The organism is Mesorhizobium sp. ES1-4 (genome assembly GCF_020164745.1).
Classification (GTDB): domain Bacteria; phylum Pseudomonadota; class Alphaproteobacteria; order Rhizobiales; family Rhizobiaceae; genus Mesorhizobium.
Genome location: NZ_JAIUGV010000002.1, coordinates 456,537 through 478,982 on the forward strand (window position 1 = coordinate 456,537; position 22,446 = coordinate 478,982).

Below are 22,446 nucleotides of genomic sequence, written 5' to 3' on the forward strand. Positions count from 1 at the left end.
TGTCCGGTCTTCGCCTCATCGTGCGCACCGCCAAGACAGCGAAGGCAACCCTGCTGATCGCACTGATCCGGCAATTCGCTGCTCACGGCCGATCGGCATCCAGCAGTCTCTCCACCTCGGCGGCAACTCGCAGCAGATACCGGTCATGGCCGCTGCGCGCCACCAGCATCAAACCGGCCGGCATCGCCGTATCGGGCATCGGCAACGAGATCGCGCAGAGGTCGAACTGGTTGGCAATTTGCGTGTTGCGCAAAAGCAGGCCTTCGATGCGATTGCGCAGTTCGGCATCCTCGGCCAGCGAAGCGATGGCCGGCGCCGTCACCGGCGTGGTCGGCAGCGCCAGCACGTCAACCGACGCCAGCCGCTCGTCCATGGCGGCGACAAGCGTGGCACGGCGGCGTAGCGCCCTGACATAGACCGGCACCGGCAGAAGGGCGGCACGCGACAGAGGGCCGCTGACATGCGGGTCGACCGGCACCGATGCGCCGGTCGCCAGCCAATCGGCGTGCACCTCGGCTCCTTCCATCGCGGCGATCGAGCCGCGCTTGGTGGCCGCGCGCAGCTCCGCGATCATGTCGTCGATCGACAGATCCGCAATGCGCGCGCCGGCCTGTTCGATCTTGCCAAGGCAGAGCTCGAAGGCCGCGGAAACCCTGTCTTCCGTGTCGCCGAAAAGAACGCCCCTCGGGACACCGACACGAAGCCCGGCGAGTTGTATGGCCGCCAGTTCGCTCGGCACCTCGCCGGCCATGACGGCGTCGGCGGCGGCGCATTGCGAGACGGTTCGGGCGAGCGGCCCGATCGAATCCAACGTAACCGAAAGCGGAAAGGCGCCGGTCAGCGGTACGCGCCGCGCCGTCGGCTTGAACCCGACGACGCCGTTGAGCGCCGCCGGAATGCGTATCGAGCCCCCGGTGTCGGAGCCGATGGAGATTTCGCTCGTCCCCTCTCCGACAGACACACCGGCCCCGGATGACGAGCCGCCTGGAATACGCCTAGCGTCGACGGCATTGCCGGGCGTTCCGTAATGCATGTTGTCGCCGATCGCGGTGAAGGCGAATTCGGTCATGTTGGTCTTGCCGATGATGACCGCGCCGGCCTGCCGCAGCCGGCTGACGATGGCCGCGTCATGCAGCGCCGGCGCGGCGGTCCTGAGCATCAGCGAGCCCGCCATAGTCGCCTCGCCGGCGACATCGAACAGATCCTTGATCGAGACGATGGTGCCGTCGAGCGGGCCGAACGTCACGCCGGCCCGCTTGCGGGCATCGCTGGCGTCGGCTGCCGCGCGTGCGGCGTCGGTATAGAGCTTGGCATAGACCTTCTCGTCGGCCGCACGATTGGCAAGACGTGACAGGATGATTTCGAGACGGTCACGGATGGATTGCATGTCGATGTCGGACTCCGCCAGGATAGAACGTCCTTAGGGCAGGTAGCCGCTAAGCCTGCCGAAGGAATAACCCGGCCAGCGTGCCTTTGCACCTGCCAGCCATAGGAAGACATTGATGCTCCACAAAGGCAGCTGCCACTGCGGCAAGGTCGCCTTCGAGTTCGAGGCGGAACTGACCGGGGCCATCAGGTGCAATTGTTCGATCTGCGCGCGCAAGGGCACGCTCTTGTGTGCCATCCCGCATGAGAGCATGACGGTCCTGGCCTGGGGCGATGACTTAGGCAGCTACACATTCGGCAATCACGCCATCGCGCACCGCTTCTGCCGCACCTGCGGCATCCACCCTTTCGCCGAGGACGTCCGCGAAGGCAGTGAACGCAGCGCCTACGTCAATATCAACTGCGTTGCCGACATCGATCCTGCCACCTTGTCGATCTTCGATTTCGACGGGCGCGCGGTCTAGCCGTCCCGATAACCCACCCATCAGCCGTTATTTGCCCATCACAACATATCCGGCGGCCCGAAACCGTGATGGTTTCTCGGGCCGCCGGGATATGTCAGGGATGGCTGTTGGAGCTGCTATTGGGCGCGCTTCGGTCCCATCACGAACACCACGACAGCCGCCGCCAGCGTCGCTGCGCCGCAATAGGCGAAGGCGCTTGCCACGCCGGTATGGTCGACCAGCAGGCCGCCAAAGATGGCGCCGAGCGCAATGGCCACCTGGAAAGTCGCGACCATCAGTCCGCCGGCGCTCTCCGCCTGATCCGGCGCCTCACGCACCAGCCACGTCTGTAGCCCGACAGGCACGGCGCCAAAGGCAAAGCCCCAGACGGCGACTGCCGCTGCCGACGCCAATGGCGAAGCACCCAGAGCCAGCAGCGAGACGGCCGCCAGCCCGATCAGCAAGGGCGCCAGGGCGACGGCTGCCTTGAGGTTGCGCTCAGCCAGGAAGCCGCCGGCAAGATTGCCGAAGAAGCCACCGATGCCGTACGCCAAAAGCACGAGAGAGATCGTCTCGATGTCGAGCGCCGGCACCTTTTCGAGGAAAGGGCGGACGTAGGTGAAGCCGGCAAAGTGCCCGGACGCGACCAGCAGCACAACCAGCAACGCGATCCTGATCATCGGGCGTTCCAGCACCTCGAGCAGGGTGCGGAAGCTCGCGACGCCGACCGGCGGCAGCTTCGGAATGGTGGCCACCTGCACCAGCAGAGCCAGCGCCCCGACGATGGTCGCGATCATGAATGCCGTTCGCCAGCCCCAGACGTCGCCGACATAGGCGCCGACAGGAGCCGCGGTGACGGTTGCCAGCGACACGCCGGTCAGGATGATCGACATGGCGCGCGGCATCAGCCGCATCGGCACCAGCCGCAGCGCCATGGCCGCCGACATTGCCCAGAAGCCGCCAAGGGCCACGCCGAGCACGACGCGGGCCAGCAGGAGCATGGGCAGGGACGAGGCAAAGGTGGCGAGAAGGTTGGACAGGATGAGGAACATCGTCAGCATCCACATCACCACCCTGCGGTCCATGCGCCTTGTGATGATGGCCATGGTGGGGGCGGCGATGGCGCCGACGATGGCGGTTGCGGTCACCGCCTGCCCGGCCACGCCTTCGCTTACGCCCAGATCGTGCGCCATCGGCGTCAACAGGCTGGCGGGCAGGAATTCGGCGGTGACAAGACCGAAAACGCCAAGGGCGAGCGAAACCACGGCACCCCACGCCGGTTCGGTTCGTTCATCGGATTCTGCGGGGTTCAGAAGTGCGGCGTCGATGACGCCTGTCGTGGGTTCGGCCATGGTCAGTCTCCGATCTGTTTGCAGCGCCACATAGAAAATGACCGGCTCGGGCCACCCGTTACACGCCTGCCGTCTCGGCTTGGCTATGATCCGGCCTTCGGTCTGTTGCGGCGCAGCATTTGGCTGCACCGCAACATAGGGAGTGACAGGCTGGAGTTTCCATGTTACAAACCCCACAATGCATGACCGTTCGTCCAAAATACCTGTTACCGGCGACCCGTTGACTGACATATTGCGCGGGCTGCGTCTGGACGGCGTCGAGTATGGACGCTGCGAAATGAAGGAGCCGTGGGGCATTCAGTTTCCGGCCCAGCCCGGGGCCCGGTTCCATTTCATCGGCCGCAAGGGTTGCTGGCTGAAGCAGCCCTCCGGCGAATGGGTGCAACTCAATGCCGGCGATGCGGTGCTTTTGCCGCGCGGCGAGGCTCATGTGCTGGCCAGCGAGCCGGGTGCGCGGACCTGGCCTATCCATGGCTACGAGCTCGAGGAAGTCTGCAAGGACGTCTACTGCACGTCGAACGCGGAGATGTGCGGCAAGAATTGCCAGCCGGGAACGCTGCTGTTCTGCGCCAGCATGTATTTCAACCTCGATGGCCTTCATCCCCTGCTCGGCATGATGCCGGAGGTGATGCGAACGCACGAACTGGAAGCCTATGAACCGGGCATTCCGCATCTCCTGGAATCGATGGCGCGCGAAGTGACGCTGGAGCGCGTCGGCTCCGGCGGCATTCTGGCGCGGCTGGCCGATGTGCTCGCCGCGACCGTCATCCGCTCATGGGTCGAGCGCGGCTGCGGCGACGCCTCCGGCTGGATCGCGGCGGTCCGGGATCGCGACATCGGCCGTGTTCTGGCCGCCATCCATCTCGAGCCTGACCACGACTGGACGGTCGAGTCGCTGGCCAGGATGATGGGCGCCTCGCGCTCGGGCTTTGCCGAGCGTTTCGCCACCATCGTCGGCCAGACGCCGGCAAAATACGTCACCCAGGTCAGGATGCACCAGGCGAGGCAGTGGCTGGTCCGCGACCGGATGAAAATATCGATCGTTGCCGCCCGTCTCGGCTATGAATCGGACGCCGCCTTCAGCCGTGCCTTCAAGCGCGTCATCGGCTCGGCTCCCAGCCATTTCCGCGCCGTGGAGCAGGCGGAGATCCGCCAGGCCAATTGACGTTCAGGCCCCGTCCGCTGAATCGAAGTAGCGCCTACGAGGCGTGGCGCAGATTGACGCCGCTGCCCTTGTCGAACAGCACCACCTTGTCGGGGTTCCAGGCAAAGCGCACCGGCTGCTCGATCGCGACATCGGTCCTTGCCGGCACCGTGGCGCGCAACGTGGTTTCGCCCACACGCAAAGTCAGGATCTTTTCCACGCCATGGTTCTCGACGTCGTGGACATGCGCCTCGACCGGTGCGCCGCTCTCCAGAAAGACGTCCTCGGGACGGATACCGAAGACGAGCGGGCGCCCCTCGGTCGCCGCGCTCGTCTCCGCCCCCGCGAAAGTCCTGGCTCCCCCTGAAAAAGGCAGTTCGAAATTCAATGGCGCCATGACCGCGCGGCCGTTCACCAGCCTGCCGTCGATGAGATTCATCGGCGGCGAGCCGACGAAGCTCGCCACATAGGTGTCGCGCGGATTGTTGTAGATCTCGTGCGGCGTGCCGGTCTGGACGATGCGGCCATGGTTGAGCACACCGACCTTGTCGCCCATCGACATCGCCTCGATCTGGTCGTGGGTGACGAACAGGAAGGTGGCGCCGAGCTGTATCTGCAGGTTCTTAAGCTCCGTGCGCAGCGCCTCGCGCAACTTGGCGTCGAGCGCCGACAGCGGCTCGTCCATCAGGAACACGCGCGGCTTGCGTACGATGGCGCGGCCGATCGAAACGCGCTGCATCTCGCCGCCGGACAGGCGATCGGTCTTGCGGTCGAGCAGGTGCTCGATCCGGAGCGTGCGGGCGGCGCGGTCAACGCGATCCTTGATCTCGGCGTCCGGCAGCCGACGGATCTTCGGCTTCAGCGGAAATTCGAGATTCTCGCGCACGGTGTAGCGTGGATACAGCGAATATTGCTGCAGCACCAGCGCCACGTCGCGCTCGGCGGCGCCCCAGTCGGCGACGTCGACCCCGTCGATGAGGACCTGCCCCTGGCTCGGCTTCTCCAGGCCGGCGATCAGCCGCAGCGTCGTCGTCTTGCCGGCGCCCGTCTCGCCGAGCAGGACGAAGAATTCGCCATCGGCTATGTCGAGATCGAGCCCGGTCAACGCGGTGTGGTTACCGAAGGTCTTGGAGATGTTCTTGAGCTGGATATGGGCCATCAGAGCCTCACCTCAAGCGACTTGCCGCTTGCCTTGTCGAAGAAATGCGCCTGCGTCGGATCGATCCTGGCAAAGACTTTCTCGCCAGGGCCCGAAATGAAGCCGCTCTTGGTGCGGGCCCGCAGCATTTCCGAGCCGACCCTGAGGTCGACGATGTCGAAAGAACCGAGCGGTTCGACGATCTGCGTTTCGACGGGCACGAAGCCGTCGGCCGCGGCACGGCGAAGGAGCACGCCCTCGGGCCGGATGCCGAGCGCCAGGCTTCCACCGGCATGGCCATTGAGCTTCGACAGCAATGCACGGGGAAACTCGAAGCCGGAAGCCACTCCGCCGACCGAGACCGAAACGGAGGACGCCGTCTCGGCGACGGCCGCGTCGGCGACGTTCATCACCGGGCTGCCGACGAATTGCGCCACGAACAGGTTGGCCGGCCGCGAATAGACCTCGTCGGGCGTTCCCACCTGCTGCAGCACCCCTTCATGCATGATGACGATGCGGTCCGCCAGGCTCATAGCCTCGATCTGGTCGTGCGTAACGTAGATGGTCGTCGACCCCTGCTTGATGTGCAGCCGCTTGATCTCGGCCCGCATCTCCTCGCGCAGCTTGGCGTCGAGCGCGCCGATCGGCTCATCCATCAGCATCGCCTTCGGCCGCCGCACCAGCGCCCGACCTATGGCAACGCGCTGCATGTCGCCGCCTGATAGCGCCGACGGCTTCTTGGCCAACAGGTCTGAAATCTGCAGCGTCTTGGCGACCGAGCGCACTTCCGAGTCGATCTCCGCCCTGCTCTGGCGCGTGGCGCGAAGTGGAAAGGCGATGTTCTCGTAGACGCTCATATGCGGGTAGAGCGAGAACGACTGGAACACCATGGCGATGTCGCGGTTGGCCGCCTTCAAATGCTGAACCGGCTTGCCGTCGATGAGGATGTCGCCCTCGTCGATTGTTTCCAGCCCGGCGATGGCGCGCAAGGTCGTCGTCTTGCCGCAACCAGACTGGCCGAGCAGCACGATGAACTCATTGTCCGATATTTTGAGGTTGAGGTCCTTGATGACCTGGACGGCGCCGAAGAACTTCTGGATGCCGCGAAGCTCGATCTGGGTCAATGCTGCGCTCCCGGATTTCGCGCATCCGCGGCATGACCGGTGCCGGCCTCTTCCTCAGGCGCTATCTTCGAGGTGATGTTGAAGCCGATCAGCCCGATCAGGATGATGGTCAAGCCATAGGTGTGCAGCGTCATGTTCCAGGGCTGGCACAGCGCCACGATGCCGAGCACCATCAGCACTTGGCTACCGGGCTCCAGATACTTCTGATTGATGGCGCGAAAGCTCATTTGCGGATCGCTCCAAAGGACATGCCGCGCAACAGATGATTGCGGAGCAGGAAGGTGAAGATGGCGACCGGCAGCAGGAACAGGAAGGTTCCGGCGGCGATCACCGTCCAGTCCGGCAGGCCGGAGCCGACCTGGCTCGGGATGAAGGGCGGCGCCGTCTGGGCGCGGCGGTTGGTCATGATCAGTGCGAAGGCATATTCGTTCCAGGCCGTGATGAAGCAGAAAACGGCGGTGGCGGCGATGCCGGTGGCGGCCTCGGGCAGCACGATCTTGAAGAAGGCTTCCATGCGCGTATAGCCGTCGACGAGCGCCGCTTCCTCATACTCCTTCGGTATCTCGTCCATGAAACCCTTCATCAGCCAGACCGAGAAGGACAGGTTGAAGGCAGTGTAGAGGATGATCAGGCCGATATGGGTGTCGTTGAGCCCGACGGCGCGGTACATCAGGAACATCGGGATCGCCACCACCACGGGCGGCAGCATGCGTGTCGACAGGATGAAGAAGAGCAGGTCCGCCTCCCCTTTCACCTTGAACCTCGAGAAACCATAGGCGGTGAATGTGCCCATGCCGACCGCCAGCACCGTCGAGGTGATGGCGATGATCAGCGAATTCATGAAGCGGCTCGGATAGCCCGACCATTGCACCTGGCCCTTGCCGTCGCGCACGATCTTCTCGCCGCCGTCGAAGACGACGCGCTCCCACCATGGGGCCGCCGCGTACTCTTCCGGCGACGGCGGACTGCGCAATTGAGAGCGCTTGGTGAACAGCTTGACGAAGGGGGATATCTCCGGCTGAAAGACGACGGTCGGCGGAATGGTGGTGGCGAGATTGCGCGGCTTGAAGGCGGTCGAGGCGATCCAGTAGATCGGCGCCAGGAAGATTATCGTCACCAGCAGCACGGCAACGATGGCGATGCGGTTGACGGTGATCTCGGAAGAAGTGCGGACGGCGGCCATCTCAGCGCTCCTTCACCTTGTTGAGGTATTTGACGTAGATGTTGGTGATCGCCAGCACCATGATCAGCACGATGTAGGCCATCGCGCAGGAGCGCCCCGTCTGCCATTCCTGAAACGCCATCTTGTAGAGCCGGATCGAGATCAGCTCCGCCGTCGGCTGGCTGGTCAGGATGTAGGCAAGGTCGAAGGTTTTGAACGCTTCCATGGTGCGGAAGATGATGGCGATCATCAGGATCGGCGCCACCAGCGGCAGCGTGATGCGGAAGAAGGTGTAGAACGGCCCGGCGCGGTCGATCGCGGCGGCCTCGTAAAGATGCTTCGGCACCGCCGACAGACCGGCGAGCGACAGCAGCATTACGAAGGGCGACCACATCCAGATGTCGGTCAACGCAACGGCGTAGAGCGCCATTTTGGGGTCGGCCAGCCACTCGAAATTACCGAGGCCGAGCGCATAGTTGATGACACCCCATGACGGGTCGTACAGCAGTTTCCAGAACAGCCCGACGACCGCCATCGACAGCATCATCGGCAGCAGCAGCAGCGTGGTGATAAGACCCTTGAGGGGAATATCCCGGTTTAGCAGCATCGCCACGCCGAAGCCGACAAGCAACTGTCCGACGACCGAGACAATGACGTATTTCGCGGTGATGGCGAAGTTCGACCAGACATAGGGGTCGTTGAGCAGGTCGCGATAGTTCTGCAGCCCGACGAAATTGGCCGGCGCGTTGGTCGACGCGCGGAAGTCGGTGAAGGAATAGCCGAGCGAATAGATCAGCGGAAAGATGTTGAAGACGATCAGGAACAGAACCGTCGGAATGATGAAGAGATTGCGGATCGAGATGTCGCTCAGGCCGCGTGCCGCGGCGCGCGTGGACCTGTCGAGGGTGGTGATCATCGTGGTCGCCAAGACCCTGCTCCCGGTTCAAGAAAAAGAAACGGAGGAGGCGACACCGCCCCCTCCGCGGGATATGAACGATTATTGGACGCGGCCGTATTTCTTGAAGGTCGCGTTCCAGTCTCCAGCCAATGCGTCCAGCGTTTCCTTGGCGGTGCCACTGCCGCCGATCATGTAGGGATATATGCGCTGGTTGAGCTGCTGCAGCAGTTCGGCATATTCAGGCACCGCCCAGAAATCCTTCACCTTGAACATGGTCTCGTAGAAGGCCTTGTTGTAGGGCGTGGCGTTCTGGAACTCAGGCGACTTGAGCACCGCCTGGCTGCAGGTGTAGCCGCCGAGGGCCGCCCACTTCTTCTGGGTTTCGTCCTTGATGAACCACTCCAGGAACTTCATCGCCTCGTCCTGCTTCTGCGAGTAGGAGATAACGGAGATGCCCTGCCCGCCAAGTGCAGCGAACTGATCGCCATTTGGACCGGGAGGGTTGGCGAAGAAGCCGGTGTTCTTGGCATTCGGGTTAGACGCCTCGTTGATCAGCGAGGGGAAGAACGCGAAGAAGTTCATGCTCATCGCTGCCAGGTTCTCGGTGATCGCCTGGTTGTCCTCGACGAAGAACGATTTGGCCCAGCCCGGAGGCGTGAACTTGTAGAGTTCCTTATAGGCGTCGAGTGCGGCCACCGCCTTGTCGGAGTTGATGTGGCCGTCGACCTTGTAGGTCGAATAGTCGCCCAGCTCGCCGCCATAGGAGAACAGCGCGTTCTCGAAGCCCATCGCCATCGCGTCATAGGAATTGTCGGTGTAGATGGCGATGCCGTATCGCTTCTGGTCCGGCCGGTGGAAGAACTCGGCGATATCACGCAACGCCTTGAAGTCCTTCGGCACGTCGAGGTCGTAGCCATACTTGGCCTTGAACGCTTCCTTTTCCTTGGGATCCTCGAACCAGTCCTTGCGATAGGACCAGCCGACGGCATCGCCTTCCAGCGGGATCGCCCAGTATTTGCCGCTGTTGCCGGGATATTCGGCGTAGTATTTCACCGTCGCCGGCGCCATGACGTTGCCGAGATCGTGCTTCTTGAAGAAGTCGGTCAGGTCGACATAGTGACCGCCGGTCGAGCCGGCGCCGAGCCACTGCGAGTCACCGACGACAAGGTCATAAGCGTCGCCATGGGCGTTGAACTCGGTGAAGGCCTTGGTCTGGAAATCGGACCAGGGCGTGGTCTCCACCGTGATCTTGACGCCGGTTTCCTTCTCGTACTCGTTGCCGAGTTCCTGCAGGTAGTTGGCCGGATCCCATTCCGCCCAGAAGATGGTGAGCGACTTTTCCTGCGCGTAGACGGACGTTCCGCAGGCAAGCGTTAAGCCGATACCAGCAAGCATGCTGGTCACTAACTTGCGCATAATGTTTTCCTCCCTTGTGCGCATTCTACCTTGTCTTGCGAGCCGGCGACGGAGCCGGCCCTGGTAGTTCCTCCCGTGGTCGCGCTTTCCGAATTCGGAGCCTCCTCGCTCTGTCCGGAAATGGATCGCCGCCCTCGCTTTCGATCCGCTTTTCTTTCCAATCTGGTATTACCAATTGTGAATGCCAGTCAAGCTCTTTCTTGAGCGATAATGCCGGACAAAGTCGGCGAATTCCAGACTTATCCGCCTGTTTTATCTGGATTTTCCTACTGATTGATACGCTTCGATCTTATCGGGGCATTTGCATTGCAGGTATTATCAGCAATTGGGTTTCAAATCTGGTAGAACCAGATACGCGCTATTTCTGCATCGTCGTCAGCGTCGTTCCAGCGTATCGGCGGACAAATCCGCGATCGCCGCGCGCACCAGCGCGCTCGCCGCCCATTGCGCGACCGACATCGTCCGGCGGCTGTCCAGACCCCATATATCCTTTAGCACGATCAGCACCTCCACCCCGAAGATCAGCGATAACGCCTGCGCCAGTCGCTTGAAGTCGCGTGGCGGCAGGCGGCCCCTGAGCGGCGCGAGCGCCTCCGTCAGCAATTCGATGCGATGGCCGCGCGTGAAGGGGGGCTCGCCGCCCAGCGTGCCCGCCTGGCGCCGCGCCCATTGATCGAGCGACAACTTCAACGCTGCCTTGAATGTCGCCTCGAAGGCCTCTATGCGCGGCATGGCCGTATCGAACAGTTCGGCGACGCGGCGCTCGGCATCGGCGGCGGTGGATTTCCAGGTGAGGATCGGTCCGAGCCCCTCGTCGACGACCGCCTGCACCAGGGCTGCCTGGCTCGGAAAATAGCGATAGGCGGTGGCGCGGGACACTTCCGCAGCCTCCGCGACCTCGCTGACCGACGGCGTGATACCCGCCTGCATCAGCCTTGTCGCCGTCTCGAGCATCAGCCGTTTCGTACGCGCGCGCGGTCCACGCTCGGCCCTCTCACCGGTATCGTCGTTCGTTGCCGGTTGTTGACGTGAGACATCCATGCCAATACGATACGCGCGTCTCAAAAAATTGCAATGGCGTCTTAGCACGGCCCTGGCGATGAGGCACACGCATCGCTGCCGCCGGGATTGGGGGAACCCTTGATGAAGCGCATCTATGTGGCCGGCACGGCCGACACCAAGGGTGAGGAACTCGCCTTCCTGGCCGATGCGGTCGCCGCGACGGGCGCCGCCGTTTCCCGCGTCGATATCGGAACGCGAGCCGCAACCGTGCCGGTCGACATATCGGCTGAGGAGGTCGCCGCCTGTCATCCCGATGGCCGCCCTGCGGTGCTCGGCATCGATGACCGAGGCAGATCGGTCGCGGCGATGGCCGAGGCATTCACACGCTTTGTCCAATCGCGGACCGACATATCGGGTGTGATCGGCATTGGCGGCGGCGGCGGTACGTCGATCATCACCGCGGGCATGCGCGCGCTGCCGCTCGGCCTGCCCAAGGTGATGGTCTCGACATTGGCTTCGGGCGATACCGCCCCCTATGTGGACGTATCCGACATCATCATGATGCCATCGGTGACCGACATGGCCGGCCTCAACCGGCTGTCTCGCGTCGTGCTGCACAACGCCGCCCAGGCGATAGCCGGCATGGCGGCCAGTCCGGCACCGGCAGCGGACGGCAAGGCATCGATCGGGCTCACCATGTTCGGCGTCACCACGCCTTGCGTGACCGCGATCGCCGATCAACTCCGCTCCGGATACGACTGCATGGTCTTCCACGCCACCGGCACAGGCGGCCGCAGCATGGAGAAACTGGCCGACAGCGGTCTGCTGTCTGGTGTCGTCGACATCACCACGACCGAGGTCTGCGACCTCCTCTATGGCGGCGTGCTGCCGGCGACACAGGATCGCTTCGGCGCCATCGCCCGCACCGGCCTGCCTTACGTCGGCTCGGTCGGCGCGCTCGACATGGTCAATTTCTGGGCGCCGTCGACCATTCCGGAGCGCTATCGCGGCCGGTTGTTCTACGAGCACAATCCGAACGTCACGCTGATGCGCACGACCGCGCGGGAATGTCGCGCGATCGGCGAATGGATCGGCACCAGGCTCGCCCATTGCAAAGGTCCGCTGCATTTCCTGATCCCGGAAAAAGGCGTCTCCGCGCTCGACATCGAAGGCGGTCCCTTCTTCGACCCGGAAGCCGACGCCATCCTGTTCGACGCCATCGAGCGCACCATCAGGCCGGATGCGACGCGCCGCGTCACCCGCCTGCCGCTGCACATCAACGATCCCGAATTCGCCCAGGCGGCAACCGCCGCCTTCCTCGACATCGCCAGACAGTGAGACCCAGACATGCCGGCCATACCGCGCAAGGACATATTGAAGAAATTTCGGGGAATGATCGACAAGGGCGTGCCGATCGTCGGCGGCGGCGCCGGCACCGGCCTGTCGGCCAAGGCCGAGGAGGCCGGCGGCATCGACCTGATCATCATCTACAATTCCGGCCGCTACCGCATGGCCGGGCGCGGCTCGGCCGCCGGCTTGCTGGCCTATGGCAACGCCAATGAGATCGTCAAGGAGATGGCCTACGAGGTCTTGCCGGTGGTCAGACACACGCCCGTGCTGGCTGGCGTCAACGGCACCGATCCTTTCGTCATCATGCCGCTGCTGCTGGCCGAACTGAAGACGATGGGCTTTTCCGGCGTGCAGAATTTTCCTACCATCGGTCTCTTCGACGGCACCATGCGGCAGAGCTTCGAGGAGACAGGCATGGGCTTCGGCCTCGAGGTCGACATGATCGCCGAGGCGCACAAGCTCGACCTCCTGACCACCCCCTATGTCTTCAACCCCGAAGAGGCGCGCGCCATGACCGGGGCCGGCGCCGATATCGTCGTCGCCCATATGGGCGTGACGACCGGCGGTTCGATCGGAGCCACCTCGGCCAAGTCGCTCGACGACTGCGTCGTTGCCATCGACGCCATCGCCGAAGCGGCGCGCTCGGTGCGCAAGGACGTCATCCTGCTTTGCCATGGCGGCCCGATCTCGATGCCCGACGATGCGCGTTACATCCTCTCCCATGCCAGGGGCCTGCACGGTTTCTATGGCGCGAGCTCGATGGAACGGCTGCCGGCGGAAGCTGCGATCGCCAGGCAGACGGCGGACTTCAAGGCGGTTACGCTCGGCGGTGAAAAAGACCGCCGGGAAAAGAAGGGATGAGGAGCGATGACTGACAAGAGCAAGGTGTTTGTCTATCCGAAGGATGTCAGCGCCTTCGGCTTCGACTGGGGGAAATTGTCCCTGACCGTTGCACCGGAAGTGAATGGTGCCGTCCGCTTTTCCGGCGGCGTGGTCGACTTGCCCTCGGGCAAGGGCCATACCCGCCACAACCACCCGGGTGCCGAGGAAATCATCTTCGTCATTTCGGGCCATGGCGAACAGATGGTCGAGGACGGACAAGGCAATCCGGTGGTCGAGAAGGTCGGGCCCGGCTGCACCATCTACGTCCCCGAGAGCCGCTTCCATTCGACGCTCAACACCGGCGACGGCCCGATGCAACTGTTCGTCGTCTATTCACCGGCCGGGCCGGAGCTTGGGCTGAGGGAGCTACCGGATTTCAGGTTGATTCCGGCCGGCGGGAGGTGATGTTTGCCGCCATCTGAGTGTTTGACACCCCCTCATCCGGCCGCTTCGCGGCCACCTTCTCCCCGGCGGGGAGAAGAGAAAAACGCCAGCGCCGGCTCCTCTCCCCTCGGGGAGAGGTCGGATTGGCCCGAATTGCCCTTCGCAATTCGGCTGGCAATCCGGGTGAGGGCGCGCGCCGCCGGCGCTAAGCCACCCCGCCCCTGTTCCAGCCCCTGCCTCGATCACCGAACATCACATAACCGGCATCCGTCACCGCCACCGTATCCTCCAGCTTGATGAAGCCGCGCATCGGGTGAAGCATGGTGGTCTCCACCGACAACACCATGTTTTTCTCCAACGGCCTGGCCGCGTAAGTGCCTTCATAGGCGACCGGATGGTTGGTCATCAGGAACGGCGCCTCGTGCGTTATCAGCCCCATGCCGTGCGCGAAGAAATCCGTGTAGGGCGCGACCTTGGAAGCCTTCAGAACGCTCTGCGCGTGCGCGATCATGTCGCCGCCAAGCGTGCCCGCCTTCACCTTCGAGAACGCAGCCTGCTGCACCGTCTCGACCTCGGCCAGCAGATCTTCCAACTCGGCGTCCGGTTCGCCCAGAATGCCCATGCGACAAAGATCGCCGATGTAGCCGTGATAATTGCCGCCGGAATCGATCGACAGCACCTCGCCCTTCTTCCACGCTTGGCTTGATGAAGCGCGGTTGTGGCTCGAGCCCAGCGTCAGCAGGCAATATTCGAAATGCGCGCCGCGATTGGTCTCCTCGCGCCTCAACTGCTCGATGATGTCGGCCTTGGTCGTGCCCTCGCGCGCCCAGCCGATCGTCGCCAGCATGGAATCGGTGATCAACTCGGAGGCGGTGCGCAGCTTTTCCAGCTCGGCATCGGTCTTGATGGCGCGCATGGTTTCCAGCATGCCGGTCGCGTCGATCAACTTCGCGTCGGGCAGCGCCTTGCGGATCAGCGCATAGGCGTCCGACGGCAGGAAGCCGGGCTCGATGCCGATGCGGGCAGCGTCCTTGCCGATCTTGCGCAAATGCTCTACCGCGAGATTGGCGGCATCGAGCGTGCCCCAGCAGGCAGCATGCAATGTCGGCGTCCAGAACGGATGGTTCTGATGCTCGCCGCCTTCCATGCGATTGCCGATATAGGCCGCATGGTCGGGGCCGTCCTTCTCGTAAACGACGATCGGCAGGTAGCGACTGTGGCCGATCGCATCCATGGCGGCGAAGAAGATGAACTTGTAGCCACCCAAAAGATATTGCGTGTTGTGCTTTGAGGTCGCGACCAGCACGTCGATGCCGGCCTCCTCCATCAGCCGGTCGACCCTGGCCTGGTCGAACGGGATATTGCTGACGGCATTCTTGCCCGGCGCAATGTTCATCACTCTCTCCCTGAATTCCCCGGGATCGGCGCTGTTTCGCACCCGATCCGCTGGCTCATGATTAAATCTGCACCATTTTTCTCGCTCTGGTCCAGCCAGAAACATTTCGAAAGCGCGACTTACCGGTCACCCAACCGTCATTCGTCCACGATCCACAATTTCTGGTCTTACCAGAAAGCCGCATTGGCCAAGCTGAGCTAAGCTGGTCCAGCGGGCGAAAATTTCCAAGCCAAGCAAGGATGCGCCAATTCCATCTCTGGCGAAACCCTCGGCAAAGCTCATAATCCCCGCCGCGAGGATGCCGATGCACGCGTCGGCATTCGAAGGGTGTTGTCGCGCCCGGTCGGGTCGCGCGGAGAGGACGGAGTTCGATCATGTCAGGTTTCACCATTTCCAGACGCACCATGCTTACCGGCCCGGCAATGCTGCTGGCCTCCACGGCCATGCCGACATTGGGCTGGGCACAGACGCCGAAAAAGGGCGGCCGGCTCGTGCTTGCCGCCGATTCCGAGCCGCGCAACCTCAACCCGGCGATCGTCGCCTCCAACGGCGTTTTCTTCATCTCCAGCAAGATCGTCGAGACGCTGGCCGAAGCCTCCTTCGACGGCAAGGACGGGCTCGCGCCACGGCTGGCCGTGAGCTGGGAAGGGGCGGCCGACGGGCTCTCGGCAACGTTCAAGCTGCGCGACGGAGTCAAATGGCATGACGGCAAGCCATTCACCTCGGCCGACGTCGCCTTCTCGGCGCTGCAGATCTGGAAGCCGCTGCAGAATCTCGGCCGCACGGTGTTCAAGGATCTCAGCGCGGTCGACACCCCTGACGATCTGACCGCCGTGTTCAAATTCGCCAAGCCGACGCCGTTCCAGCTGATCCGCAACGCGCTGCCGGCGCTGAGCAGCGTCGTGCCGAAGCATGTCTACGAGGTCGGCAAGATCGAGGATAATCCGGCCAACAACGCGCCGATCGGTACCGGTCCGTTCAAGTTCGGCGAGTACAAGGCCGGCCAGTATTACCGGCTGACGAAGAACACGGACTACTGGGGCAAGGACGAACCCTATCTCGACGAGATCATTTATCAGGTCCTGCCCGACCGTACCTCGGCCGCTGCCGCGCTCGAGGCGGAAGAAATACAGCTCGCAGCTTTCTCCGCCGTACCGCTGGCCGACCTCGACCGCATCTCCAAAGTGCCGGGCCTGAAGGTGATCACCAAGGGCTATGAAGGTCTGACCTACCAGCTCGTCGTCGAGATCAACCATCGCCGCAAGGAGCTGGCCGATCTGAAGGTGCGCCAGGCCATCGCGCACGCCATCGACAAGGACTTCGTCGTCAAGACGGTATTCCTCGGTTATGCCGCCACCGCCACCGGCCCGGTGCCGAAGAACGATCCGCAGTTCTACACCGCCGACGTGCCGACCTATCCCTTCGACGTCGCCAAGGCCAACGCCCTGCTCGACCAAGCTGGATACAGACGAGGCGCCGACGGCAACCGCTTCTCGCTCAAGCTCTTGCCCGCCCCCTATTTCAACGAGACAAAACAGTTCGGCGACTATCTGCGCCAGGCGCTCGCGGCGGTAGGCATCGACGCGCAACTGGTCAACAACGACTCGGCCGCGCACATCAAGGCTGTCTACACCGACCACGCCTTCGACCTCGCCGTCGGCCCGCCGGTCTTCCGCGGCGACCCGGCGATCTGGACCACCATCCTGGTGCAGAGCGGCATTCCCGACGGCGTGCCCTTCTCCAACCAGGGCGGCTACAAGAACCCAGCACTCGATGCGCTGATCGCCAAGGCATCGGAAACGCTCGACACCGCTGCCCGCACCGACCTCTACAAGGAATTCCAGAGGCAAGTCGCGGCCGACCTGCCGCTGATCAACGTCGCCGAATGGAGTTTTATCAGCGTCGCCAGTGACAAGGTCGGCAACATCGCCAACAATCCGCGCTGGGCGGTCTCGAACTGGGCGGACACGTATTTGGCGGGCTAGCGTTTTATCCGGCTTGCGCATCGCGTAATCGGGTGCTCAGCTTCCACGGTGAGAGTTCCTTCGCGCCCCCCTCTGTCGTTTGCAAGCTGCGCCCGGTTGCTATGACCCGCACTCTCACGCTCGTCCGCCGTCGCCTCGTCGGCAGCATCTTCGTGCTGCTGATAGTCGTCATCGGCGCCTTCCTTTTGCTTGAAGCTGCCCCGGGCGATGCCGTCGACGCCTATATCGTCTCCACCGGCGGCGATGCCGGCATGATCGAACTGCTACGCCACCGCTGGGGCCTCGACCAGTCGGAGCTGACGCGGCTCGCCAATTATCTTTGGGCGCTGCTGCATCTCGATCTCGGCCGGTCGGTGACGTTCTCCAGGCCAATCCGCGACGTCATCCTGGAACGCCTGCCGACCACGCTCATCCTGATGGTCAGCGCCACCGCGCTCTCCTTCGGCCTCGGCTCGGCGCTCGGCATCTATGCCGGCGCAAGGCCTGGCAGCTTGCGCGACCGTTTTCTCTCCGTCGCTTCACTGGCGCTCTACGCGGTGCCCGGTTTCTGGCTCGGCCTGGTGCTTATCGTGATCTTCGCCGTCGACCTGCGCTGGCTGCCGATCGGCGGCATCGAGACCCTCGCTTCCAACAAGACCGGTCTCGACCGCGCCGCCGACATCGCTGTCCATCTGGTGTTGCCGGTTTCCGCGCTCGGCTTCATCTACCTGGCGCTCTATCTGCGCATGATGCGCGCCGGCATGGCCGAGGCCTGGCGCCAGGATTTTGTGCTGGCCGCCCGCGCCAGGGGACTATCGCGCCGCCGCATCGTGCTCGCCCATGTCGCCCGCAATGCGCTGCTGCCGCTGGTCACCATGCTCGGCCTGCAATCGGCGCAGATGCTGGGCGGCAGCGTCGTCATCGAAAGCGTCTTTGCGGTGCCCGGCCTTGGCCGGCTGGCGCAGGAAGCCGTGGCCGCGCGCGACACCCCCTTGCTGCTTGGCATCATCCTCACAAGCGCTGTCCTCGTCATCCTCATCAACCTTCTTGTCGACATCGCCTATGCCTTCCTCGACCCACGCGTCGGCGCCAGCGAGGCGGGCACGTGAGCCGTCTGCGCCGCTTTCTGCACACGCCCGAGGCGGTTGCCGGCGCCATCCTTCTGGCGGTGCTGTTCGCCATGGCGCTGTCGGCGTCGCTGCTGTTTCCCGGAGACCCGCAGGCCATTGCCGGCCCCGCGCTGCTGCCGCCATTCCAGGACTGGTCGCTTCCGCTCGGCACCGACAGGCTCGGCCGCGACGTGCTGGCCGAACTGTTCCACGGTGCACGCACCTCGCTGGCGGTCGGGCTCGCGGCAGCCGCCGCGGCCCTTGTCATCGGCGCGGTCGTCGGCACGCTGGCTGGCTTTGCCGGCGGCCTCGTCGATGAGGTGCTGATGCGCATCGCCGACGCCTTCCAGACCGTGCCTGGCTTCCTGCTGGCGCTGGCCTTCGTCAGTGTCGTTGGCCCTTCGCTCGGCGTCGTCGTCGCGGCGATAGCGCTCGGCACCTGGACGGGACCGGCGCGCATTGCCCGCGCGGAAGTGCTGTCGATCCGCGAGCGCGACTATGTCGCCGGTGCCCGCGTCATCGGCATGCATCCGCTGGAGATCGCTTTTCGCGAAGTGCTGCCCAACGCCTTGCCGCCGGTGCTGGCGATGTCATCCGTGATCGTCGCAGCCGCGATCCTCACCGAAGCGGCCTTGTCCTTCCTTGGCCTCGGCGATCCCAACCGCGTCACCTGGGGCGGCATGATCGCGGAGGGCCGTACTGTCTTGCGCACCGCGCCTTTCCTGTCGATCGTCCCCGGCATCGCGCTGGTGCTGACGGTATTGGGCGTCTATCTCGCAGGCGAAGGCATCGTCGAGACGACGGCCGTACGCAGGGGCCTGTCGTGACCGTGCTGGCGTCAATCCGCGACCTGGCGGTGACCCACCGCCGCGATGGCATCGAGGTCGCGGCGCTGAAGAACGTTACTCTTGATGTCCAAGCGGGCGAGCGGCTGGCGATTATCGGCGAAAGCGGTTCGGGCAAGAGCACGCTGGCGCTTGCGATCGCTGGGCTGTTGCCGAAGTCTGCCAGGATCGGGGGGAGCATCGAATGGTTTGCACCGCCGCTCGGCGGCCGCGACATCGGCTTCGTCTTCCAGGACCCATCGGCCAGCCTCGACCCGGTGATGAGCGTCAGCAAACAGATCGCCGAAGTGGTGCACACCCATCTCGGCCTCGGCTGGCCGGCATCTCGTGCCAAGGCCAGAACCCTCCTCGAACGCGTCCGCCTGCCCGATCCCGACTCCGCCCTGCACGCCTTCCCGCACCAGCTTTCCGGCGGCCAGAAGCAGCGTGTGGCGATTGCAGCCGCGATTGCCGCCGGGCCGAAACTTCTGATTGCCGACGAGGCGACCAGCGCGCTCGACACCATCGTGCAGGCCGAGATCGTCGCCTTGATCCGCCGGCTGGTGACCGAGGACGGCATGACGCTGCTGTTCATCAGCCATGACATTGCGCTGGCCGCCGAGCTTGCCGAACGTATCGCCGTATTTCGTCATGGCGCGTTGGTCGAGCTTGGCACGACCAGGCAGATCATTGATGCGCCATCGCAAGCCTACACGCGCACTCTTCTCGATGCTCATATCGGCCTCGATGCCGACCTGCTGTTGAACCGAAGCGGACTCCCCGCATGAGCCTGCTCGCGGTTTCCAACCTCACCAAGAATTACCGCCGCACCGGCAAGCCTGTCGCGGCGGTGGACGACGTCTCATTCACGATCGAGCCTGGCGAAACGCTGGCGCTGGCCGGCCCCTCCGGCAGCGGCAAATCGACTATCGCACGGCTCGTGCTGCGCCTGATCGAGCCGGACGCCGGGCGCATCGAGTTTGAGGGCAGCGATTTCCTCGCCTTGCGCGGGGTCGCCCTGCGCGCCCGCCGCGCGCGCCTGCAGATGGTGTTCCAGGATCCGTTGGCGGCCTTCAATCCGCGCGCCACGGTGGCGCGCGTCCTCGACGACCCCTTGCGCGTCCATGGCATCGCGCCGCGCACCGAGCGTCCGCGCCGCATCGCCGCCTTGCTCGAACGCGTCGGGCTGGCCGTCGACCTCGCACCGCGCGCCATCCATGAAATCTCCGGCGGCCAACGGCAGCGCGTGGCGATCGCCCGCGCCATCGCCACGAAGCCGTCGCTGATCGTGCTCGACGAAGCTGTGTCGGCGCTCGACGTCTCGGTGCGCGGCCAGATTCTCGACCTCCTGCTCGATCTGCAGCGCCGGGAACGGATCGCCTTTCTCTTCATTTCGCATGATCTTGGCGTGGTCCGGGCGGTCGCTCATCGCGTCATACTTCTCGATGCAGGACGGATTGCCGAGAGCGGCGATGCCCGAACCGTCATCGACTTGCCGCAGTCGGCCGTCGGCAAGGCACTGGTGGCGGCCGCGCCCAGATTGAACAGATACAGACCATGATCGGCTCTTCGAGCTGGATCCACGGAGAACCCACCTATCCCCCGACCATCAGCTTGACGACTTCGTCATGGTTGGTCTCGGAAATCTTGCGCTCGCCGGCCTGGACGCCGCGCCGCAACACGACGATGCGATCGGATACGGCGAAAATATCCTGCAGATTGTGCGAGATGAAGATCACGCCGCGTCCTTGCGCCTTGAGCTGATGAATGAGCGAGATCACCTTGCGCTGCTCGGGCACACCGAGCGCGGCGGTCGGTTCGTCCATGATGAGGATCTGCGCATCCCAGTAGACGGCGCGGCCGATCGCGACGGCCTGACGCTGGCCGCCGGAGAAATTGCTGACCGGGGCGTTCATCCGGCTGACGTGAAAATCCAGCCGCTTCATCGTCTCCCTGGCGGCCTCTGCCATGGCCTTGCGGTCGAGCACCGGCAGGAAGCCGAACGCCTTGCGCATCGGTTCGCGGCCGAGGAAGATGTTGGCGCCGATCGACAGATTGTCGGCTAGAGCCAGATCCTGATAGATCGTCTCGATGCCTTTTTCGCGCGCTTCCTGGGGCGTCGCGAAGGCCACCGGCTGGCCGCCGAGCAGGATTTCGCCCCCCGTCGGCTGGAACACGCCCGAGATCGCCTTGATCAGCGTCGTCTTGCCGGCGCCATTGTCGCCGGCAAGCGCCACCACTTCGCCCGGCCGCACCGCCATGGAGAAATCGTTGAGCGCACGCACGGCGCCAAAATGCTTGGACAGGTTGCGGACTTCGAGCAAAGGGGCGTTCTGGTCGGTGCTATTCATCCTGGCGGCCTCCACTGAACCGGCGCTGCGCCTGGTCTATGAGCACGGAAATGATGATGACGACGCCGACGGCGATGAACTGCCAGAACGGCTCGACATTGACGAAGACCAGCCCGTACTGGATGACCGCGATCACCAGCGCGCCGGCGACCGTGCCCAGTATCGTGCCGGAGCCGCCGAACAGGCTGGCGCCGCCGATGACGACCGCAGCGACGCTGTCAAGCAGCAGCGGCTCGCCGGCTTGCGCCGCACCGGCCGTGAAGCGCGCCGCGTAGAGCGCCCCGCCAAGGCCGGCGCACATCGCCGACAGCACATAGAGCCGCAATATGTGGCCCCTGATGTCGATGCCGGCACGCCGCGCCGCCTGCACATTGGCGCCAATGGCATAATTGTGCTGTCCGAACCGCGTCTGGCTGAGCAGATAGTGCATCACGATGACGAAGACGGCGGCGATCAAGACCAGATAAGGCACGCCGTAAAACCTGCCGTTGCCGAGCAGCGCGAACCAGGAATTCCGCACCGGCACCGTCGTGCCGCCGGCAAGCAGGAAGGCCACACCGCGCGCGACGCCGAACATGCCGAGCGTGCCGATGAAGGGCGGCACCCTGAGCCGCGAGATCAGCAAACCATTGATGACGCCGGGCACGCCGGCGACGATCACGGCTGCAAGAATACCCGCCAGCATGGCCAGCGGCAGAGGAATGGCGGCGCCCGCCATGTTGGTGGCATGCGCGGCAATGACGGCGGCAAGCCCCATGATGAAGCCAAGCGACAGGTCGATCCCGCCCGAGATGATGACGAAGGTCTGTCCGGTCGCAAGCAGCAGCGGCGCCACGGCGAATATGGCTATGGATTGCAGGTTGAAGGGGTTGAGCACGAAGGTGGCGCCGAAGGCGACCCTCGACCAGATCTCGAAGCAGATGATCAGGCCGGCGAGGAACAACCAGGCGCGCCCTTCGGCGATGCGTCCGATCAGGCTCGTGGCCGGATCGCCATGATCGGCCTGGGGCGCGACATGCTTCTCGGCCGGCTGGGCTGGTGATGTCGAGGTCATGAGTACTCCGCGGCGCGGCTGCCTTCAAACAGGCCCGCCTTTCGGGGACCGGCACGGGCTCCCCCCG

At 64.0% G+C, this 22,446-nt stretch carries 22 protein-coding genes; 10 read left to right on the plus strand and 12 right to left on the minus strand.

Annotation, left to right across the window (positions count from 1 at the left end; genetic code table 11):
• Positions 1-82 precede the first annotated feature (82 nt).
• Entirely contained in the window at positions 83-1,387 is a 1,305-nt protein-coding gene (locus tag LB556_RS05855; protein ID WP_224564987.1) for an amidase, read from the minus strand.
• Between the two features lie 115 nt (positions 1,388-1,502).
• Between LB556_RS05855 and LB556_RS05860 the strand changes: the two genes are divergently transcribed.
• Complete coding sequence (locus LB556_RS05860) at positions 1,503-1,850, plus strand: GFA family protein (protein ID WP_224564988.1); 348 nt, start codon at positions 1,503-1,505, stop codon at positions 1,848-1,850.
• A gap of 116 nt (positions 1,851-1,966) precedes the next feature.
• On the opposite strand, the gene LB556_RS05865 is transcribed toward LB556_RS05860, so the two are convergent.
• Positions 1,967-3,181 (minus strand): MFS transporter, encoded by a 1,215-nt coding sequence (locus LB556_RS05865; protein ID WP_224564990.1) that lies wholly within the window; start codon positions 3,179-3,181, stop codon positions 1,967-1,969.
• Between the two features lie 178 nt (positions 3,182-3,359).
• Between LB556_RS05865 and LB556_RS05870 the strand changes: the two genes are divergently transcribed.
• Positions 3,360-4,346 (plus strand): AraC family transcriptional regulator, encoded by a 987-nt coding sequence (locus tag LB556_RS05870; RefSeq protein WP_224564992.1) that lies wholly within the window; start codon positions 3,360-3,362, stop codon positions 4,344-4,346.
• Positions 4,347-4,380: 34 nt separating this feature from the next.
• Here the strand turns inward: LB556_RS05870 and LB556_RS05875 are convergent, their stop codons facing one another.
• From LB556_RS05875 to LB556_RS05905, 7 genes are all read right to left on the minus strand, one after another.
• Entirely contained in the window at positions 4,381-5,484 is a 1,104-nt protein-coding gene (locus LB556_RS05875) for an ABC transporter ATP-binding protein (RefSeq protein WP_224564994.1), read from the minus strand.
• Complete coding sequence (locus LB556_RS05880) at positions 5,484-6,587, minus strand: ABC transporter ATP-binding protein (protein WP_224564996.1); 1,104 nt, start codon at positions 6,585-6,587, stop codon at positions 5,484-5,486. Before LB556_RS05880 ends, LB556_RS05875 begins: the two co-directional genes overlap by 1 nt.
• On the minus strand, positions 6,584-6,814 hold the full coding sequence (locus LB556_RS05885; RefSeq protein ID WP_224564998.1) for a hypothetical protein: 231 nt from the start codon (positions 6,812-6,814) through the stop codon (positions 6,584-6,586). Before LB556_RS05885 ends, LB556_RS05880 begins: the two co-directional genes overlap by 4 nt.
• Positions 6,811-7,770, minus strand: a complete 960-nt coding sequence (locus LB556_RS05890) for a carbohydrate ABC transporter permease (RefSeq protein ID WP_224565000.1) — start codon at positions 7,768-7,770, stop codon at positions 6,811-6,813. Before LB556_RS05890 ends, LB556_RS05885 begins: the two co-directional genes overlap by 4 nt.
• A gap of 1 nt (position 7,771) precedes the next feature.
• On the minus strand, positions 7,772-8,677 hold the full coding sequence (locus tag LB556_RS05895) for a carbohydrate ABC transporter permease (protein WP_224565002.1): 906 nt from the start codon (positions 8,675-8,677) through the stop codon (positions 7,772-7,774).
• A gap of 69 nt (positions 8,678-8,746) precedes the next feature.
• On the minus strand, positions 8,747-10,063 hold the full coding sequence (locus tag LB556_RS05900) for an ABC transporter substrate-binding protein (protein WP_224565005.1): 1,317 nt from the start codon (positions 10,061-10,063) through the stop codon (positions 8,747-8,749).
• Positions 10,064-10,438: 375 nt separating this feature from the next.
• Positions 10,439-11,104, minus strand: a complete 666-nt coding sequence (locus LB556_RS05905; RefSeq protein WP_224565006.1) for a TetR/AcrR family transcriptional regulator — start codon at positions 11,102-11,104, stop codon at positions 10,439-10,441.
• 102 nt (positions 11,105-11,206) lie between these two features.
• Between LB556_RS05905 and LB556_RS05910 the strand changes: the two genes are divergently transcribed.
• Genes LB556_RS05910 through LB556_RS05920 form a run of 3 tightly spaced genes read left to right on the plus strand, consistent with a single transcriptional unit; the run spans position 11,207 to position 13,702 of the window.
• Positions 11,207-12,403 carry a Tm-1-like ATP-binding domain-containing protein gene (locus LB556_RS05910; protein ID WP_224565008.1) on the plus strand — a complete coding sequence of 399 codons (1,197 nt, stop codon included), beginning with the start codon at positions 11,207-11,209 and terminating at the stop codon, positions 12,401-12,403.
• 9 nt (positions 12,404-12,412) lie between these two features.
• The gene (locus LB556_RS05915; protein WP_224565010.1) at positions 12,413-13,276 is read left to right on the plus strand and encodes a phosphoenolpyruvate hydrolase family protein; all 864 of its coding nucleotides are present in this window, start codon (positions 12,413-12,415) and stop codon (positions 13,274-13,276) included.
• Positions 13,277-13,282: 6 nt separating this feature from the next.
• Entirely contained in the window at positions 13,283-13,702 is a 420-nt protein-coding gene (locus LB556_RS05920) for a cupin domain-containing protein (protein ID WP_224565012.1), read from the plus strand.
• A gap of 184 nt (positions 13,703-13,886) precedes the next feature.
• On the opposite strand, the gene LB556_RS05925 is transcribed toward LB556_RS05920, so the two are convergent.
• Positions 13,887-15,077 carry a M24 family metallopeptidase gene (locus tag LB556_RS05925; RefSeq protein ID WP_224565014.1) on the minus strand — a complete coding sequence of 397 codons (1,191 nt, stop codon included), beginning with the start codon at positions 15,075-15,077 and terminating at the stop codon, positions 13,887-13,889.
• Positions 15,078-15,451: 374 nt separating this feature from the next.
• Between LB556_RS05925 and LB556_RS05930 the strand changes: the two genes are divergently transcribed.
• The 5 genes from LB556_RS05930 to LB556_RS05950 all read left to right on the plus strand — a co-directional run bounded on the left by LB556_RS05930 (position 15,452) and on the right by LB556_RS05950 (position 20,535).
• Complete coding sequence (locus LB556_RS05930) at positions 15,452-17,062, plus strand: ABC transporter substrate-binding protein (protein WP_224565016.1); 1,611 nt, start codon at positions 15,452-15,454, stop codon at positions 17,060-17,062.
• A gap of 101 nt (positions 17,063-17,163) precedes the next feature.
• Complete coding sequence (locus LB556_RS05935) at positions 17,164-18,150, plus strand: ABC transporter permease (RefSeq protein WP_224565018.1); 987 nt, start codon at positions 17,164-17,166, stop codon at positions 18,148-18,150.
• Positions 18,147-18,977, plus strand: coding sequence for an ABC transporter permease (locus LB556_RS05940; RefSeq protein ID WP_224565020.1), 831 nt, complete (start codon positions 18,147-18,149; stop codon positions 18,975-18,977). The genes LB556_RS05935 and LB556_RS05940 overlap by 4 nt, the downstream gene beginning before the upstream one ends.
• On the plus strand, positions 18,974-19,762 hold the full coding sequence (locus LB556_RS05945) for an ABC transporter ATP-binding protein (protein ID WP_224565022.1): 789 nt from the start codon (positions 18,974-18,976) through the stop codon (positions 19,760-19,762). Before LB556_RS05940 ends, LB556_RS05945 begins: the two co-directional genes overlap by 4 nt.
• A complete protein-coding gene (locus LB556_RS05950) occupies positions 19,759-20,535 on the plus strand; it encodes an ATP-binding cassette domain-containing protein (RefSeq protein WP_224565024.1) in 777 nt (258 codons plus the stop codon). Before LB556_RS05945 ends, LB556_RS05950 begins: the two co-directional genes overlap by 4 nt.
• A 34-nt stretch (positions 20,536-20,569) precedes the next feature.
• Here LB556_RS05950 and LB556_RS05955 read toward each other — a convergent pair whose 3' ends face one another.
• Positions 20,570-21,325, minus strand: coding sequence for an ATP-binding cassette domain-containing protein (locus LB556_RS05955; RefSeq protein ID WP_224565026.1), 756 nt, complete (start codon positions 21,323-21,325; stop codon positions 20,570-20,572).
• Positions 21,318-22,379 carry an ABC transporter permease subunit gene (locus LB556_RS05960; RefSeq protein WP_224565028.1) on the minus strand — a complete coding sequence of 354 codons (1,062 nt, stop codon included), beginning with the start codon at positions 22,377-22,379 and terminating at the stop codon, positions 21,318-21,320. The genes LB556_RS05955 and LB556_RS05960 overlap by 8 nt, the downstream gene beginning before the upstream one ends.
• Positions 22,380-22,446: the final 67 nt, after the last annotated feature.

Bases quoted from the DNA above. Each gene is read 5' to 3' on its own strand.
- LB556_RS05915 (WP_224565010.1), top strand. From the start codon at position 12,413: ATGCCGGCCATACCGCGCAAGGACATATTGAAGAAATTTCGGGGAATG.
- LB556_RS05900 (WP_224565005.1), bottom strand. From the start codon at position 10,063: ATGCGCAAGTTAGTGACCAGCATGCTTGCTGGTATCGGCTTAACGCTT.
- LB556_RS05860 (WP_224564988.1), top strand. From the start codon at position 1,503: ATGCTCCACAAAGGCAGCTGCCACTGCGGCAAGGTCGCCTTCGAGTTC.
- LB556_RS05960 (WP_224565028.1), bottom strand. From the start codon at position 22,379: ATGACCTCGACATCACCAGCCCAGCCGGCCGAGAAGCATGTCGCGCCC.
- LB556_RS05955 (WP_224565026.1), bottom strand. From the start codon at position 21,325: ATGAATAGCACCGACCAGAACGCCCCTTTGCTCGAAGTCCGCAACCTG.
- LB556_RS05885 (WP_224564998.1), bottom strand. From the start codon at position 6,814: ATGAGCTTTCGCGCCATCAATCAGAAGTATCTGGAGCCCGGTAGCCAA.
- LB556_RS05930 (WP_224565016.1), top strand. From the start codon at position 15,452: ATGTCAGGTTTCACCATTTCCAGACGCACCATGCTTACCGGCCCGGCA.
- LB556_RS05890 (WP_224565000.1), bottom strand. From the start codon at position 7,770: ATGGCCGCCGTCCGCACTTCTTCCGAGATCACCGTCAACCGCATCGCC.
- LB556_RS05925 (WP_224565014.1), bottom strand. From the start codon at position 15,077: ATGAACATTGCGCCGGGCAAGAATGCCGTCAGCAATATCCCGTTCGAC.
- LB556_RS05920 (WP_224565012.1), top strand. From the start codon at position 13,283: ATGACTGACAAGAGCAAGGTGTTTGTCTATCCGAAGGATGTCAGCGCC.
- LB556_RS05935 (WP_224565018.1), top strand. From the start codon at position 17,164: ATGACCCGCACTCTCACGCTCGTCCGCCGTCGCCTCGTCGGCAGCATC.
- LB556_RS05875 (WP_224564994.1), bottom strand. From the start codon at position 5,484: ATGGCCCATATCCAGCTCAAGAACATCTCCAAGACCTTCGGTAACCAC.
- LB556_RS05865 (WP_224564990.1), bottom strand. From the start codon at position 3,181: ATGGCCGAACCCACGACAGGCGTCATCGACGCCGCACTTCTGAACCCC.
- LB556_RS05910 (WP_224565008.1), top strand. From the start codon at position 11,207: ATGAAGCGCATCTATGTGGCCGGCACGGCCGACACCAAGGGTGAGGAA.
- LB556_RS05905 (WP_224565006.1), bottom strand. From the start codon at position 11,104: ATGGATGTCTCACGTCAACAACCGGCAACGAACGACGATACCGGTGAG.
- LB556_RS05870 (WP_224564992.1), top strand. From the start codon at position 3,360: ATGCATGACCGTTCGTCCAAAATACCTGTTACCGGCGACCCGTTGACT.
- LB556_RS05855 (WP_224564987.1), bottom strand. From the start codon at position 1,387: ATGCAATCCATCCGTGACCGTCTCGAAATCATCCTGTCACGTCTTGCC.
- LB556_RS05950 (WP_224565024.1), top strand. From the start codon at position 19,759: ATGAGCCTGCTCGCGGTTTCCAACCTCACCAAGAATTACCGCCGCACC.